This is a genomic window from Pseudomonas putida (genome assembly GCF_028682455.1).
GTDB classification, from domain to species: Bacteria; Pseudomonadota; Gammaproteobacteria; order Pseudomonadales; family Pseudomonadaceae; genus Aquipseudomonas; species Aquipseudomonas putida_AA.
Window position 1 is genome coordinate 55,662 of sequence record NZ_JANHLD010000004.1, and the last position, 15,720, is coordinate 71,381.

Sequence of the window (15,720 nt, forward strand, 5' to 3'; positions counted from 1 at the left end):
GCAAGCCCGCTCCTACGCGGTAGGAGCGGGCTTGCCCCGCGATCACTTCAGGTCTTCTTCACCCTGAACCACGCCGCATACAGCGCCGGCAAAAACAGCAGCGTCAACGCCGTGGCCACGATCAACCCACCCATGATCGCCACCGCCATCGGCCCGAAGAACACGCTGCGCGACAGCGGAATCATCGCCAGCACCGCCGCCAGCGCGGTCAGCACGATCGGCCGGAAGCGGCGCACGGTCGCCTCGATAATTGCCTGCCAACGATCCAGCCCCGCAGCGATGTCCTGCTCGATCTGATCGACCAGGATCACCGAGTTGCGCATGATCATCCCCGACAGCGCGATGGTGCCCAGCATCGCCACGAAACCGAACGGCTGGCGGAACACCAGCAGGAACAAGGTCACCCCAATCAACCCCAGGGGCGCGGTGAGGAACACCATCACCGTGCGCGAGAAGCTGCGTAGCTGCAGCATCAGCAAGGTCAGCACGACCACGATGAACAACGGCACGCCAGCGTTCACCGATTTCTGTCCGCGGGTAGAGTCTTCCACCGTGCCGCCGACCTCCAGCAAATAGCCATCCGGCAATTCGGCACGCACCGGGTCCAGGGTCGGCAGGATCTGCTTGACCAGGGTCACCGGCTGTTCCTTGCCATAGATATCGGCACGTACCGTGACGCTGGGCAGACGGTTGCGGTGCCAGATGATGCCTTCCTCGAACCCGTACTCGAGCGTCGCCACCTGCGACAGGGCCACGCTCCGGCCGTTGTCGGTCGGCACCGCCAGGCTCGGCAGGTTGGCAAGCTCGGTGCGCTCCTGCTGGGTACCACGCAGGAGGATCTCGATCAGTTCGTTGTCTTCGCGGAACTGGCTGACGGCAGAGCCGGTGAGCGAGCTTTGCAGGAACTTGGCCAGGTTGGCGGTACTCACGCCCAGGGCGCGGGCGCGGTCCTGGTCGATATTCAGGTACACCACCTTGCTCGGCTCTTCCCAGTCCAGGTGTACGTTGACCACATGGGGATTCTCGCGAACCTTTGCGGCGACCTTGCGCGCCAGGGCGCGCACTTGCTCGATGTGCTCGCCAGTCACCCGGAACTGTACCGGATAGCCCACGGGTGGGCCGTTCTCCAGGCGAGTAACCCGCGAGCGCAAGTCTGGGAACTGCTCGTCGAGGGTGGCGATCAACCAGCTGCGCAGGGCTTCACGCTCTTCGATGGTCTTGGCCAGCACCACGAACTGGGCAAAGCTTGCCGCCGGTAGTTGCTGGTCCAGCGGCAGGTAGAAGCGCGGCGAACCGGTGCCCACATAAGCCACATAGTTGTCGATACCGGCACGGTCCTTGAGCATTGCCTCCAGGCGCTTGACCTGTTCGGCGGTGTTGCTCAGCGAGGCACCTTCGGCCAGTTTCAGGTCGACCATCAGCTCCAGTCGGCCGGATGCCGGGAAGAACTGCTGGGGCACGAAACGGAACAGCAGAATACTGCCGACGAACAGCGCGAGGGTCGCGACGATTACAGTCTTGCGCCGCGCCACGCACCAGCCCACCACACGCCGCACACGCTGGTAGAACGGCGTGCCGTAAGGGTCCGGGCCGCCTTCGGCAGTGCCATGCTTGGCGGCATGCCGCTTGGCCAGGTCTGGCAACAGGCGCTCGCCCAGATAAGGCACGAACACCACCGCGGCAATCCAGGAAGCGACCAGGGCAATCGTGACCACCTGGAAGATCGAACGGGTGTACTCGCCGGTGCTGGACTGCGCCGTGGCGATCGGCAAGAAGCCTGCCGCCGTGATCAGCGTACCGGTGAGCATCGGGAAGGCCGTACTGGTCCAGGCGTAGCTGGCCGCCTTGATCCGGTCGAAGCCTTGCTCCATCTTGATCGCCATCATCTCGACGGCAATGATCGCATCGTCCACCAACAGCCCCAGGGCCAGCACCAGCGCCCCCAGCGAGATCTTGTGCAGGCCGATACCCAGGTAGTACATGGTGGCGAAGGTCATGGCCAATACCAGCGGAATGGCCAGGGCCACCACCAGGCCGGTGCGCACGCCGAGCGAAAAGAAGCTCACCAGCAACACGATCGCCAAGGCTTCGACCAGCACCTGGACGAACTCGCCTACCCCGGTTTTCACCGCGGCTGGCTGATCCGACACCTTGCGCAGCTCCATGCCGGCCGGCAGGTTGTGCGAGATCCGCTCGAACTCAGCCTCCAGGGCCTTGCCCAGCACCAGAATGTCGCCACCAGCTTTCATCGACACCGCAAGGCCGATGGCGTCCTGGCCCATGAAGCGCATGCGCGGCGCGGGAGGATCGTTGAAACCGCGTCGTACCTGGGCCACATCGCCAATCCGGAACGTACGGTCGCCTACGCGAATGGGGAACTGCTCGATCTGCTCGACGGTGTCGAAGCGGCCGCTCACCCGCAGCTGCAAGCGCTCGCTGGAGGTCTCGAAGAAGCCTGCGGTGCTGACCGCGTTCTGCTCCTCCAAGGCCTGCTGCACAGCCGCCAGGGGCAAGCCGAGGGTGGCCAGCTTGACGTTCGACAGTTCGATCCAGATCTTTTCATCCTGCAACCCCAACAGCTCGACCTTGCCCACATCCTTGACCCGCTGCAGCTGGATCTGCACGCGGTCGGCGTAGTCCTTGAGCACGGCGTAGTCGAAACCTTCGCCGGTCAGCGCGTAGATGTTGCCGAAGGTGGTGCCGAACTCGTCGTTGAAAAACGGCCCCTGGATACCCGGCGGCAAGGTATGCCGGATGTCGGCAACCTTCTTGCGGATCTGGTACCACAGCTCGGGGATATCGGCCGAATGCATCGAGTCGCGGGCCACGAAGGTGACCTGCGATTCGCCAGGGCGCGAGAACGACATGATCTTCTCGTACTCCCCCGTCTCCATCAGCTTCTTTTCGATGCGTTCGGTGACCTGGCGCGAGACTTCCTCGGCGCTGGCGCCGGGCCAGATCGTGCGAATCACCATGGCCTTGAAGGTGAACGGCGGGTCTTCACTCTGTCCCAGCTTGGTGTAGGACAGCGCGCCGACCAGCGCCAGAAGAATCATCAGGAACAGCACGATCTGCCGATTGCGCAGGGCCCAGGCGGAAAGGTTGAAACCCATCGGGACTTACTCCTTGGCCGCCAGATTCACCACACGATTGGAACGATCCACCGGACGCACCTGTTGCCCCTCCTGGAGCACATGCACGCCGGCCGCCACTACCCAGTCCGAGGCATTGAGGCCTTCAAGCACTGGCACACTGTTTTCGCCATAGGCACCCACCCGCACCGGCACACGCTTGAGGGTGTTGTTGGCGTCCACGCGCCAAACGTAGGTCTGGCCGTTCTCGGCGGTCAGCGCCGACAACGGCACCGCCAGCGGCGCCTGCTCGGCATGCTGGATATACACCCGGGCACTCTGGCCCAGCTCTGCCGGCACCTTGCCGGCGGTGAAGGCAATGCGCGCCGCGTAGGTGCGCGAGCGTGGATCGGCCGAAGGCGACAGTTCGCGAATACGCCCGGTGAAACGCTCATCGGGCTGCGACCAGAGCTCCACCGACACCGGCTGACCGACCTTGAAGCGGCCGAACTGCTGCTCCGGCAAACCGATCAGCACTTCGCGCTCGCCATCGGCGGCCAGGGTGAACACGGTCTGGCCGGCGGACACCACCTGCCCGACCTCGACCTGGCGCTTGGCGATCACGCCATCCTGGGAGGCGCGCAATACAGCGTATTCCGCCTGGTTACCGGCCACGTCGAACTCGGCGCGCACCTGCTTGAGCCGGGCCAGGCCGGCGCGATAGAGGTTTTCGGCATTGTCGTACTGGGAATGGCTGACCATCTGGCGGTCAAGCAGGGTCTTGTAGCGGTCGCGCTCGGCCTTGACCAGGGTCAGGTTGGCTTCGGCAGCGGCCAGCTGGGCACGACTGGCCTCCAGTTGCAGGCGCACATCCTGCGGGTCGAGCTGGGCCAGCGGCTGCTCAGCCTTGACCCGCTGGCCCTCTTCGACCAGACGCTTGCTGACCTTGCCACCGATGCGGAACGCCAGTTCCGGCTCGAAGCGCGCGCGCACCTCGCCAGGGTAGCTGTCGGCTGCGGCGCTGGCCGGTTGCGGCTGCACCACCATGGCAGGTCGCAAGGAGGTCTGCGGTGTGCTTTCCTGCCCGCAGGCAGAGAGCAACACGGCAAGGCCGATGGGCAGAGCGAGGGGCAAGGCATGGCGCAACATGATGAATGACCTTTCGCGAATGGCGCTTTGAATATTTATACTGGCGGGTATATTAAATCAGGGAACCAGAGCCGGGAAGCCGCGGCCCAAGAGAAAAAACGCATTAACGCGAATCCTTTATGACGATATCTGCCAGCCCTGGACGGGTCGGCGATGTACCATGTGCCCCAACTGGAACCTGTACAAGTACTCATGCCCAACGATCTCAGCGCTCCCGCCGGCCCCGGCCGGCCCAAGGACCTGGCCAAGCGCCAGGCCATACTCGAGGCGGCCAAGCAGCTGTTTCTAACGCTTGGCTACGCCAGCACCAGCATGGATGCGGTCGCGACAGCGGCAGGTGTTTCAAAACTCACGGTGTACAGCCACTTCACCGACAAGGAGACGCTGTTTACCGCTGCCATCTCGGCCACCTGCACGGCGCAGTTGCCGGAGTTGATCTTCGAGCTGCCTGACGGCGCACCGCTGGAGCAGGTATTGCTCAACATCGGCTGTGGCTTCCAGGCCTTGATCAGCAGCGAGCAGTCGGTGCAACTGACCCGTCTGATCATGACCCTGGGCAACCAGGACCCCAAGCTCAGCCAGATCTTCTTCGAAGCCGGCCCGTTGCGGGTGTTGCGGGAGATGGAGGCGTTGCTGAGGCGCGTCGACCAGCGCGGGCTGCTGCGCATCGAGCATCCCGACAAGGCGGCGGAACACTTTTTCTGCCTGCTCAAGGGCGCGCCGAACTATCGCCTGCTGCTCGGCTACGCCCCTGCCCTGGACACAGAGGCTGCCCAGGCCCATGTCGAAGAAGTGGTGAGGATGTTCCTGAGCGCCTATCGGCCCTGATCAGGCCTTGAGGGCTTTTTTCGGGTAGATGTCGTAGCGGCTGGACTTGCCTTCCAGGCTGTGGCTCGGCTTGGGTCCTTCAATGATGGGCGCCTTGCGCGGGCGCTTGACCACGACCCGATGGCTGGCCAAGGCCAGGGCCGCCTCGAGCAGGGCCGGCGCATCCAGGTCGTCACCGACCAGGGGACGGAATACGCGCATTTCCTTTTTCACCAGGGCGCTCTTGTCGCGGTGGGGGAACATCGGGTCGAGGTAGATCACCTGCGGCGGCTCGCCCTGCCAGTTGCGCAGGTGCTCAATGGCGTTGCCCGTCAGCAGCTGCATGCGCGCGACGATGGGGCCGACTTCGGCATCGCCGGCCGCCCGCGCCAGGCCGTCCTGCAGCAGCGCGGCAACCAGCGGCTGGCGCTCGATGAGGGTCATCCGGCAACCCAGGCTGGCCAGCACGAACGCATCCTTGCCCAACCCCGCAGTGCAATCGAGCACTTGCGGGCGAACACCCTGGGCAATGCCTACCGCCTTGGCGATCATCTGCCCGCTGCCGCCACCGAACACCCGCCGGTGCGCTGCCGCACCTTCGACAAAGTCGACCCGCACCGGCCCCGGTGCCTGCGGACCCAGCTGCTGGATCTGCAGGCCGCTGGCACCGACCTGCACGGCAAAGCCTGCGTTTTCGTCCGCCAGTGGCAGGCCAAGGCGCTGCGCCCATTCATTGGCCTGGGCCTGATAGTCAGCCGTCAGTGCCTCGACCCGGATGCCGCCGTCCGCCACTTGCTCCACCATCGAATCCTGTACTCAAAAAAATTAAATGATCGTCGGCCACGGCCGATATAAAAAGTATTCGCTATTTTGCCAGACCTACAGCGCCTGCGACTGCCATGACCGACATTCTTCAGCTCAGCTCAGGTTATTTATCGCCCGTCGGCAACTATGGGCGGCATAACACCCAGGCATTGGGTGGCGTCAGCCACCTGTGGCAGGACTTTTTTGCCCGCGCCCTGGCCGAGCAACAAGGTGAAGACAGCGATACCGAGAGCCTCGCCCTCGAGCAGTACGACAAAGAAACCGGCGAGCCGCTGGGTGGCAGCCAGGTACTGGCTCACATCCATAACCAGCGCCTGTGCAACGTGCAGGACACCATCATTGCCCCGCCCGAGCCGTTGTTCCTGCCGATCGCCGAGTTCGAGCCCGAGCTGCTTGAAAAACTCGCCCCGCCCTACAGCGACGCCGAACTGATCGAACAGCAACGCCAGCTGGATATCAGCAACACCTGGGTACGCCCGGTGGTCATGAGCCAGGGGCATCCGATTCCGGAGCCGGGCCCTGGCCCCACACCCCAGCCGCTGTACCTGCCGATCGCCGAGTTCGAGATGGACCTGCTCGACAAGGCGCCCGAGCCCTTTGATGAGCCAACCCTGACGGCCCAGCAATCGGCCCTGGACTTCGACAGCCGTTGGGCGCGTCCTGTGGTGCTGAACAACGTGCGCATTGCCGCCTGAGTCAGCGGCACACCTGCCAGAAGCCCATGTCGAGATGAAAGTGATTGCGGTGGGCGGCGTTATAGTCCGGCCCGAGCACCGTATTGAAACTGTCGCAAGCCCCGGCGCGCACCTCACGTAAAAACTGCGCCTTGGCGCCCTCGCCGTTCCAGTCCTTGAGCACATTGATCCGCTGCCCATCCGCCAGGTGAAACCCGGCGATGTCCAGGGCATTGGCCGTGGCATGCTGGCTGAGCCGACCGTCCTTGCGGTTATAGACGTTGCGACAGGCAAAACTGCCAAGGTGATCGACCTGCACCACCGGCTGGGCGAACGCGCGCTGCGCCGCCGGCTGCAAGGCATGTTGCTCGAACAGCGCATAGGCCACCGCCAGCGGGCAGCTGGCCAGAAAGCTGCTGCTCAGGCGTACCGCCGAGCCTTCGACCCTCAATACGTTTTCCAGTGGACAAGCCGCCTGCGCCGGACTGTCAGCCTGCTGGCGATAACGCAGGCCTGAGGTAGCCAAGGCTTCAGCGCAGCGTTGCGGATCGTCCTGCAAGCGACCCAGCTTGTATGCCGTCAGCAGATTGGGCGGTTGACGAACATCGAGCACGGCCCATGGGTTCCAGGCGTTGGGCAAGCGCACGCCCTGGTACCAGGCAACAACACCTGCCACCACCAGCAACAGGCACAGCAGCAGGCCCTTGCCCATGGCGGGTCAGCGCCTGAACAGCTGGTTCAACTGAGCAAACGGCAGCGCCTGCTCGCCAAACGTGAAGCTGCCCTGATCCTGGATTTCCTGCGCTGCGCGATAGAAGGCTCCATAGGCGGCACGAGCCATGGAAGACCCGACACTGATGCGCCGTACACCCAGGTCTTGCAACTGGTTGACGCTCAACTGCACGCCGCTGAGGCCCATCAGTACATTCACAGGCCTGGGCGCCACGGCCTGGACCACGGAGCGGATTTCTTCGGCAGTGCGCAGGCCCGGGGCATAAAGCACATCGGCGCCGGCTTCGGCGAAGGCTTGCAGGCGGGCGATGGTGTCGTCCAGGTCCAGGCGCCCGTGCAGCAGGTTCTCGGCACGGGCACAGAGCATGAAGGGAAAGTCCAGGCTACGGGCGGCAGCCACGGCGGCCTCCACCCGCTCCACCGCATGGTGGAAGCTGTAGATGGGTTCATCGGGATTGCCACTGGCATCTTCGATGGAACCGCCTACCAGGCCCGCCTGCGCGGCCTGGAGGATCGCGTCGGCGCAGCCTTTGGGGTCATCGCTGAAACCGTTCTCCAGGTCGGCTGCCACCGGCAAGGCGGTCGCATCGACGATGGCCCGTGCATTGTCCAGGGTTTCATCCAGGGTCATCGCCCCTTCGGCGTCCGGACGCCCCAACGAGAACGCCAGGCCTGCACTGGTGGTCGCCAACGCCTCGAACCCCAGGCTCGCCAGCAGCTTGGCGGAGCCGGCATCCCAGGGGTTGGGGATGACGAAGGCAGTATCACGCTCATGCAGGGCTTTGAAGGCTTCGGCACGCAGGGTTTGTACATCCATGATCACGGCTCCCGGGCAAGCGGCAGGACGCGTTCAAAGCAAGCCGAGTTGTTCGGCCTCAGGCGTCCTGTCCAGTTCAGGCAAGGCCGCAAGCCCAGGCAGGCGCTCCATCAGACCGCGATGAAAACGCTGCGCCAGGGCCGCAGCCAGGCGGTTGTCGGCAGTATGCAGGAAAACATAGGGGCTGCGCCCTTCCTTGATCCAGGCAGCAACCTTGTCCAGCCATGGCAGTAGAAAGGGTTCGTTGGCAGCCAGTTCCGGGTGGCCGATGAAGCGCACCTGGGGGTGCTGGCTGAAGGCGGTGGGACGCGGAGGCACCCGCGGTTTTTTCGACTGGGCATGCAGCACGCCAGGATCGCGCGAGGTGCAACTGAACAATGCCCGCGGGTCCAGGCAAATACGCTCTACGCCACGGTCGAGCAGCAGCCGGTTGAGCAGCCGCTCCTCATCACCCTTGGCGAAGAACGCCTGGTTGCGCACCTCAACGGCAACGGGCACGCCGACCTCATCGAGAAACGCCACCAACTCCCCCAACCGCGCCGGCCCGAAGGTCGCCGGCAATTGCAACCAATAGGGAGCGACCCGCGCTCCCAGGGGCTTGAGCAGCTCGATGAAGGCCTGCGCCGCAGTCAGTTGCCCATGCAGGTCGCCGCCATGGCTGATATCGCCGGGAAACTTGGCAGTGAAACGAAAGTGCGCAGGCATGACGCTGGCCCAGCGCTCGACGATCGCCGGGGCCGGACGGGCATAAAAGGTAGTGTTGCCTTCTACGGCGTTGAAAACCTGGCTGTAGAGGCCGAGGAAATCGCCGGTTTTGGCGTCAGCGGGATACAGGTACTCGCGCCAGGCGTTTTCACTCCAGGACGGGCAACCAAGAAAATAGGGAAGCGTGGACAGACTCATCCATCAAATGTACAGGTCAAGCCCCAGCACTTCCATCTCCCAGTCCACGAAACCGGCGGTGGTCAGGTAGCTCGTCAGGGCCTGGGCCGTGCGTTTGCTGCAGGCCCGGGGGAAGATCATGTCCTGCTGGCGGGCGGGCAGTCCACCAGTACGCGCCTGAGCAGTGCCGGCCTGGGCCTGCACTTCATATTCGCCGGGCAGATCCTCGTCCACGTCATCATTGCGAACCGGCGCTTTGCGCGGGGTACGCTTGATCGGATAAGACTGCGAGGAAAAACCGTCGATACGCATGGCGATCTACTCAGGACCATTGATGGCAATTTAACAGCATCAGAGATCCTTCGCTAATGCCCGACTGATAACTGGACCACAGTCTAGGCAAAAGGTTTTATTTGCCCTGGGAATAACCGACGAGTTGCACTCAGCGTGCCTTGGGCGTGGCGACGTTGTCGCGCAGGTACACAGGCTGGGCCTGGTCGGCAGGGATGGCTTCACCGCGCTGCCAGGCGAAGGTGGCCAGGGCCAGCAGGTCCTGGGCATGGGGCAGCAGGCTCGCATCCTTACCGGCCAGGGCTACCGGGATACGATCGGCATAGCCCCAGCCGGTACCGGCACCGAACCAGTCGCCATTGGCATCGGCCGGAAGCACGGCCTGTTCCGGAGGCAGCACCGCTTCACTGCCCACCAGGCGCATTTCCCCGGCAACGTCCTGATAGCAACCCCAATACACCTCATCCATGCGCGCATCAATGGCGGCGGCCACCTGGTGCACGCCCTGCTCGCGCAAGGCCCGCTGCGCCAACACCGCCAGGTTGGAGACCGGCAGTACCGGACGCTCCAGCGCAAAGGCCAGGCCCTGGACCACGCCAATGGCGATACGCACACCGGTGAACGCGCCCGGACCACGGCCAAAGGCAATGGCATCCACCGCCGCCAGCGTGGTACCCGCATCGGCCAGCAATTGCTGGATCATCGGCAACAGCTTTTGCGCGTGCAGGCGCGGGATCACCTCGTAGTGGCTGGAAACCTTGCCGTCATGCAGCAAGGCAACGGAGCAGGCTTCAGTGGCGGTATCCAGGGCCAACAAGGTGGTCATCGGTGTATCCAGGCGTAAGAAAAAAGAGCGGCATTATAAACAACAACGGCCCGCAAGCGGGCCGTTGTGTGCACTACCGAGCGTCAATCAGCTCAGCGCGGCCAGCACCTTGGCGGTGATGGCTTCAACCGAACCTACGCCCTCGATATGTGCATAGGCAGGCTTGCCGCCATTGGCAGCCGACAGCTTCTGGTAGAAGTCCACCAACGGCTTGGTCTGCTCATGGTAGACCGCCAGGCGATGGCGAACGGTTTCTTCGGTGTCGTCTTTACGCTGAACCAGCGCTTCGCCGGTAACGTCGTCCTTGCCTTCCACTTTCGGTGGGTTGTAGACCACGTGGTAGACGCGGCCGGAACCTTCGTGAACGCGGCGACCGGCAATACGCTGAACGATTTCCTCGTCTTCGACGGCGATTTCGACCACGGCATCCAGCTCGACGCCGTTGGTTACCAGGGCTTCAGCCTGAGGAATGGTGCGTGGGAAGCCGTCGAACAGAAAGCCGTTCGCGCAGTCAGGCTGGGCGATGCGGTCCTTGACCAGGTTGATGATCAGCTCGTCGGAAACCAGCTTGCCAGCGTCCATGATCGCCTTGGCTTCCAGGCCCAGCGGAGTGCCGGCCTTGACAGCGGCGCGCAGCATGTCGCCAGTGGAGATTTGTGGAATGCCGAATTTTTCGGTGATGAACTTTGCCTGAGTACCTTTACCGGCCCCGGGAGCTCCCAGCAGAATCACGCGCATCTTGTGCTCCTCATTTTTGTAAGCAAATCAATGGAGTCGGCGCAGAGGGCCAAGTCCGGAATTTGGGTATTGACCACAAATCGGTCAAAAGGCTGCTCAAGATACACAGCGCCTTCAAGCCACACAAGCGGTCGAAAGTCGGAAAAAACTCCATACATCCGCTGTACAAAGCACAGGTTGCGCCGAGCGCAACCTGTTGCTTTGCAAGCAATCTCCCCTCCTTGCAGCAATATGTGGAGAGCGTGCCGCACCCTTCAACCAGTATTGCGCAAACCGGCCGCGATACCGGCCACCGTGACCAGCAGGGCCTGCTCCAGCGGGCTATCCAGAGCGGCTTCGCGCACACGGGAGCGGGCCAGCAACTCCGCCTGCAATAGATGTAGGGGGTCCAGGTAGGTGTTGCGCAGGCGGATGAATTCCAGGGTCTCGGGGCTGTGCGCCAGTAGCACCGGTTGCCCGGTCAGCCCCAGCACCACCTGGCAAGCCTGCGACAATAGGTCGCGCAAATGTGCACCTAAAGGTCGCAGTTGTGGTTGCACCAGACGTTCGTCGTAGGAGCGGGCGATTTCGGCATCAGCCTTGGCCAGCACCATTTCCAGCATGTCGATGCGGGTGCGAAAGAACGGCCACTGCTCGCGCATTTGCGCCAGCAGCTCGCCCTGCCCGCGCGCCAGGGCGTTCGTCAGGGCCGCCTCCCAGCCCAGCCAGGCCGGCAGCATCAGGCGGGTCTGGGTCCAGCCGAAGATCCACGGGATGGCCCGCAGGCTCTCGATGCCTCCGGCACGACGCTTGGCCGGGCGACTGCCCAATGGCAGGCGGCCCAGCTCCTGCTCCGGAGTGGACTGGCGAAAGTACTCGACGAACTCGGGGTTGTCGCGCACCACGCCACGGTAGGCCTTGACCCCGTCGGCGGCCAGTTGGTCCATCAGTTCTCGCCAGGCCGGTTGCGGCGGCGGTGGCGGCAGCAGGGTCGCTTCGAGCACAGCGGCCAGGTACAGGTTGAGGTTCTGCTCGGCGATGTCCGGCAGGCCGAACTTGAAGCGGATCATCTCGCCCTGCTCGGTGGTACGGAAGCGCCCGGCCACCGAACCCGGCGGTTGCGACAGGATCGCCGCATGGGCCGGGCCGCCGCCGCGCCCGACGGTGCCGCCACGACCGTGGAACAGCAACAGCTCGACTTCCTGCTCGCGACAGATGCGCACCAGCGTCTCCTGGGCGCGGTACTGGGCCCAGGCCGCGGCCGTGGTGCCGGCATCCTTGGCCGAATCGGAATAGCCGATCATCACTTCCTGCGGCCCGTGCAAGGCGCTGCGGTAGCCCGGCAGGCCGAGCAGGCGATTCATTACCGGGCCGGCGTTGTCCAGGTCGGCCAGGGTCTCGAACAGCGGCACCACGCGCATAGGGCGCAGCACGCCGGCTTCCTTGAGTAGCAACTGCACGGCCAGGACGTCGGACGCAGCGCCCGCCATGGAAATGACGTACGAACCCAGCGACGCCGCCGGCGCGGCAGCGATTTCGCGACAGGTGGCCAGCACTTCGGCGGTATCGGCCTGGGGCTTGAAGTGGTTGGGCAGCAACGGGCGACGACTGTTGAGTTCCTGCTGGAGGAAGGCGATACGCGCCTCCTCGTCCCAGTCGCCATAACGTCCCAGGCCCAGGTAGTCGGTGATTTCGCTCAGCGCAGCGGTGTGGCGCGCGGCATCCTGGCGCACATCCAGACGCACCAGGAACAGGCCGAAGGTCACGGCCCGGCGCAAGCAGTCGAGCAGCGGCCCGTTGGCGATCACGCCCATGCCGCAGGCGTGCAGAGACTCGAAACACAGGTGCAGGGGTTCGAACAGGTCGCGGTTGTCGTGCAGCACCTGGGCCGAAGGCGCCTGTGGCGATTTCAAGGCACTGTGTGCCCAGGCCCGGGTTTCGCGCAGTCGATCACGCAACTGCTTGAGCAGCACCCGGTACGGCTCGGCGCACTCGCCCACCTTGGCCCGCAACGCCTCGCTGGCCTGCTGCATGGACAGCTCGGCAGCCAGGGCGTCGATATCGAGCAGGAACAGGTCGGCGGCCATCCAGCGCGCCAGCAGCAACACTTCACGGGTTACAGGCGCGGTGACATTGGGGTTGCCATCGCGGTCACCGCCCATCCAGGACGCAAAGCGGATCGGTGCGGCCTCCAGCGGCAGGTGCAGCCCGGTAGCGGCATGCAGGGCCTTGTCGACCTTGCGCAGGTGATGAGGGATGGCCTGCCACAGCGAATGCTCGATCACTGCAAAGCCCCATTTGGCCTCGTCCACCGGTGTTGGCCGGGTGCGGCGGATTTCTTCGGTATGCCAGGCCTCGGCGATCAGGCGTTGCAGGCGCTCGCGAATCTGCTCGCGCTCGGCCGGAATCAAGTCGCGGTGGTCCTGGGCAGCCAGTTGCGCGGCGATGGCATCGTACTTCTGGATCAGCGTACGGCGTGCAACTTCGGTGGGATGCGCGGTCAGTACCAGTTCGATGCTCAGTTTGCCCAGTTGGCGCGCCAGCGCATCGTCGCTGTGCCCCTCGGCCTTGAGCCGGGCCAGCAGCTCAGGCAGCACGCGGTCTTCGAAGGGTTCGGCCTGCCCTGCATCGCGGCGGCGTATCAACTGGTATTGCTCGGCGATGTTGGCAAGGTTCAGGAACTGGTTGAAGGCCCGCGCCACTGGCAGCAGTTCGTCTTCGGCCAGGTCGTCGAGGGTCGAGCTCAACTGCTCGGCACTGCCGCTGCGGTCGGCCTTGGCACTGCGACGAATGTCCTCGATCTTTTGCAGGAACGCTTCACCGTACTGCTCGCGCACGGTGTCCCCCAACAACTCACCCAACAAATGAACATCTTCACGCAAGCGCACATCGATATCAGTCATCAGCCTTGTCTCCGGCATTCCTGGAAAACCGCTCTAGGTCCAGAGTGCCCCAGTACCGGTCGTGCTTTCAAGGCACACCAAAGCCTGCACAGTAGCTACGCTCAAATCAGGTACATAGCGTTTACGAGGTGATCATGAAAATCCGCGAGCTTGCCCAGCACTGGGAACAGAACGCCAAAGGCCGCCTGAGCCCTACCGGTCATGTCCTGCACCTGGATGTGGAATCGGCGGCGCGGCTGGCTGCCCTGACCGAAATGTACCCCAAGCGCCGCCCCGAAGAACTGCTGGGCGAGCTGCTGGGCGCGGCCCTTGAAGAACTGGAGGCAAGCTTTCCGTATGTACAGGGCCATCAGGTAATCGCCACCGATGAAGAAGGCGACCCCTTGTATGAGGACATCGGCCCGACCCCGCGCTTTCTTGCCCTGTCGCGCCGCTACCTGCACGACATGAGCAGCCGCAAGGACGAATCGACCCACTGACTTTCCCCCGCCCTTCTCTGCTGTCGAGCGCCCGCATGGGCGCTCGCGTACTCCTGCCCGCCTGAAAAGTTCCGAGAAAAACCGACTGACCGATCAGTCAGTAAAAGTCGCGATCTTGCGTGATTTTTTCTGAACTATTGAAAAAACGCTTCGGTCACACCCAGTAACCATCACGGTTAAACCCACTGGACTCGGGTTGATGGCTGTTCTCGAGACCGGCGGGTCGCGCCAATGGATTGTTATGGAAGTCGTTATTCATCAGGAGTGATCCAATGGAGTTGACCACTATGAAGACCCGCATCGCTACATCCTCTTCCACCTCGTTGCGCGGGCTCAAACTGGCCGCGCTGGCACTGGGCAGCAGCCTGGTCCTGGCCGGTTGCGCCGGCAACCCACCTACCGAGCAGTTCGCCGTGACCCAATCGGCAGTCAATTCTGCAGTGAGCTCCGGCGGTACCGAGTTTGCCGCCGTGGAAATGAAAGCGGCCCAGGACAAGCTCAAGCAAGCCGAAATTGCCATGCACGACAAAAAATACGACGACGCCAAGATGCTCGCCGACCAAGCCGAGTGGGACGCCCGGGTTGCCGAACGCAAGGCCCAGGCTGCCAAGGCCGAAAAGGCTGTGAAAGATGCCCACGAGGGCGTTCAGGACGTGCGGGATGAAGGTATGCGCAGCGCCCAATGAGGCCGCGCTGTCGACCCGTGCATCTGGTAATTGATCAAAGGACGAACACTATGCGTAAACACATCTTTATTCCCGCCCTCCTGGCCCTGAGCGTTGGCCTGGCCGCCTGCTCCACGCAACCGAACGCCAACCTGGAATCGGCCCGGACCAATTTCTCGACCCTGCAGAGCAATCCCCAGTCGAGCAAAGTCGCTGCCCTTGAAACCAAGGAGGCCCAGGACTCTCTGAACAAGGCCGACAAGGCCTACATGGACAAGGAAGACGAGAAGAAGGTCGATCAGCTCGCCTACCTGACCAACCAGCGCATTGAAGTGGCCAAGCAGACCATTGCCCTGCGCACCGCCGAGGCCAACCTCAACGACGCTGCCGACCAGCGCGCCAAGGCAAGGCTCGATGCCCGCGATGCACAGATCAAGAAGCTGCAGGACAGCCTCAACGCCAAGCAGACTGACCGTGGCACCCTGGTGACCTTTGGCGATGTGCTGTTCGATTTCGACAAGGCCAACCTCAAGAGCAGTGCCTTGCCGAACGTCACCAAGCTTGCGCAGTTCCTGCAGGAAAACCCTGACCGCAAAGTCATCGTCGAGGGCTATACCGACAGCAAGGGCAGCGCCAGCTACAACCAGTCGCTATCCGAGCGTCGCGCTGCTGCCGTGCGCACCGCTCTGGTACGGGCCGGAGTGGATCCGGCGCGCATCGTCTCGCAGGGGTATGGCAAGGAGTTCCCGGTGGCCGACAACGCGAGCAACTCGGGTCGGGCACAGAATCGTCGAGTCGAGGTGACGATTTCCAATGACAACCAGCCGGTGGCGCCACGTGTGGTAAGCCAGGCGCAGTGATGAAGTGATCGCGGGGCATACC

General features: G+C 63.4%; 15 protein-coding genes. 5 read left to right on the plus strand and 10 right to left on the minus strand.

Annotated elements, in window-relative coordinates:
• Positions 1-47: 47 nt before the first annotated feature.
• Positions 48-3,113, minus strand: coding sequence for an efflux RND transporter permease subunit (locus NPS58_RS23350; protein WP_274117639.1), 3,066 nt, complete (start codon positions 3,111-3,113; stop codon positions 48-50).
• Between the two features lie 6 nt (positions 3,114-3,119).
• On the minus strand, positions 3,120-4,220 hold the full coding sequence (locus NPS58_RS23355) for an efflux RND transporter periplasmic adaptor subunit (protein WP_274117640.1): 1,101 nt from the start codon (positions 4,218-4,220) through the stop codon (positions 3,120-3,122).
• Positions 4,221-4,412: 192 nt separating this feature from the next.
• On the opposite strand from NPS58_RS23355, the gene NPS58_RS23360 reads away from it, so the two are divergent.
• Positions 4,413-5,048 (plus strand): TetR/AcrR family transcriptional regulator, encoded by a 636-nt coding sequence (locus tag NPS58_RS23360; protein WP_274117641.1) that lies wholly within the window; start codon positions 4,413-4,415, stop codon positions 5,046-5,048.
• Here the strand turns inward: NPS58_RS23360 and NPS58_RS23365 are convergent, their stop codons facing one another.
• The gene (locus NPS58_RS23365) at positions 5,049-5,831 is read right to left on the minus strand and encodes a class I SAM-dependent methyltransferase (protein WP_274117642.1); all 783 of its coding nucleotides are present in this window, start codon (positions 5,829-5,831) and stop codon (positions 5,049-5,051) included. It lies immediately after the preceding gene.
• 95 nt (positions 5,832-5,926) lie between these two features.
• Here NPS58_RS23365 and NPS58_RS23370 point away from each other — a divergent pair, with 95 nt between their 5' ends.
• The gene (locus tag NPS58_RS23370; RefSeq protein WP_274117643.1) at positions 5,927-6,547 is read left to right on the plus strand and encodes an energy transducer TonB; all 621 of its coding nucleotides are present in this window, start codon (positions 5,927-5,929) and stop codon (positions 6,545-6,547) included.
• A gap of 1 nt (position 6,548) precedes the next feature.
• On the opposite strand, the gene NPS58_RS23375 is transcribed toward NPS58_RS23370, so the two are convergent.
• From NPS58_RS23375 to ppc, 7 genes are all read right to left on the minus strand, one after another.
• A complete protein-coding gene (locus tag NPS58_RS23375; protein ID WP_274117645.1) occupies positions 6,549-7,238 on the minus strand; it encodes an extensin family protein in 690 nt (229 codons plus the stop codon).
• Between the two features lie 6 nt (positions 7,239-7,244).
• Positions 7,245-8,075: an isocitrate lyase/PEP mutase family protein gene (locus NPS58_RS23380; protein ID WP_274117646.1), complete on the minus strand. Its 831-nt coding sequence runs from the start codon at positions 8,073-8,075 to the stop codon at positions 7,245-7,247.
• A gap of 33 nt (positions 8,076-8,108) precedes the next feature.
• A complete protein-coding gene (locus tag NPS58_RS23385) occupies positions 8,109-8,978 on the minus strand; it encodes a DUF72 domain-containing protein (RefSeq protein ID WP_274117647.1) in 870 nt (289 codons plus the stop codon).
• A gap of 3 nt (positions 8,979-8,981) precedes the next feature.
• The gene (locus NPS58_RS23390; protein WP_274117648.1) at positions 8,982-9,269 is read right to left on the minus strand and encodes a hypothetical protein; all 288 of its coding nucleotides are present in this window, start codon (positions 9,267-9,269) and stop codon (positions 8,982-8,984) included.
• A gap of 130 nt (positions 9,270-9,399) precedes the next feature.
• Complete coding sequence (gene tsaB / locus NPS58_RS23395; RefSeq protein WP_274117649.1) at positions 9,400-10,074, minus strand: tRNA (adenosine(37)-N6)-threonylcarbamoyltransferase complex dimerization subunit type 1 TsaB; 675 nt, start codon at positions 10,072-10,074, stop codon at positions 9,400-9,402.
• Positions 10,075-10,161: 87 nt separating this feature from the next.
• A complete protein-coding gene (gene adk / locus NPS58_RS23400; protein WP_028942959.1) occupies positions 10,162-10,812 on the minus strand; it encodes an adenylate kinase in 651 nt (216 codons plus the stop codon).
• A 254-nt stretch (positions 10,813-11,066) separates the two neighbouring features.
• Positions 11,067-13,694 carry a phosphoenolpyruvate carboxylase gene (ppc, locus tag NPS58_RS23405; RefSeq protein ID WP_274117650.1) on the minus strand — a complete coding sequence of 876 codons (2,628 nt, stop codon included), beginning with the start codon at positions 13,692-13,694 and terminating at the stop codon, positions 11,067-11,069.
• A gap of 134 nt (positions 13,695-13,828) precedes the next feature.
• Here ppc and NPS58_RS23410 point away from each other — a divergent pair, with 134 nt between their 5' ends.
• The 3 genes from NPS58_RS23410 to NPS58_RS23420 all read left to right on the plus strand — a co-directional run bounded on the left by NPS58_RS23410 (position 13,829) and on the right by NPS58_RS23420 (position 15,698).
• A complete protein-coding gene (locus NPS58_RS23410; RefSeq protein WP_028942957.1) occupies positions 13,829-14,173 on the plus strand; it encodes a hypothetical protein in 345 nt (114 codons plus the stop codon).
• Positions 14,174-14,445: 272 nt separating this feature from the next.
• Complete coding sequence (locus tag NPS58_RS23415; protein WP_274117651.1) at positions 14,446-14,859, plus strand: DUF4398 domain-containing protein; 414 nt, start codon at positions 14,446-14,448, stop codon at positions 14,857-14,859.
• 50 nt (positions 14,860-14,909) lie between these two features.
• A complete protein-coding gene (locus tag NPS58_RS23420; protein ID WP_274117652.1) occupies positions 14,910-15,698 on the plus strand; it encodes an OmpA family protein in 789 nt (262 codons plus the stop codon).
• Positions 15,699-15,720: the final 22 nt, after the last annotated feature.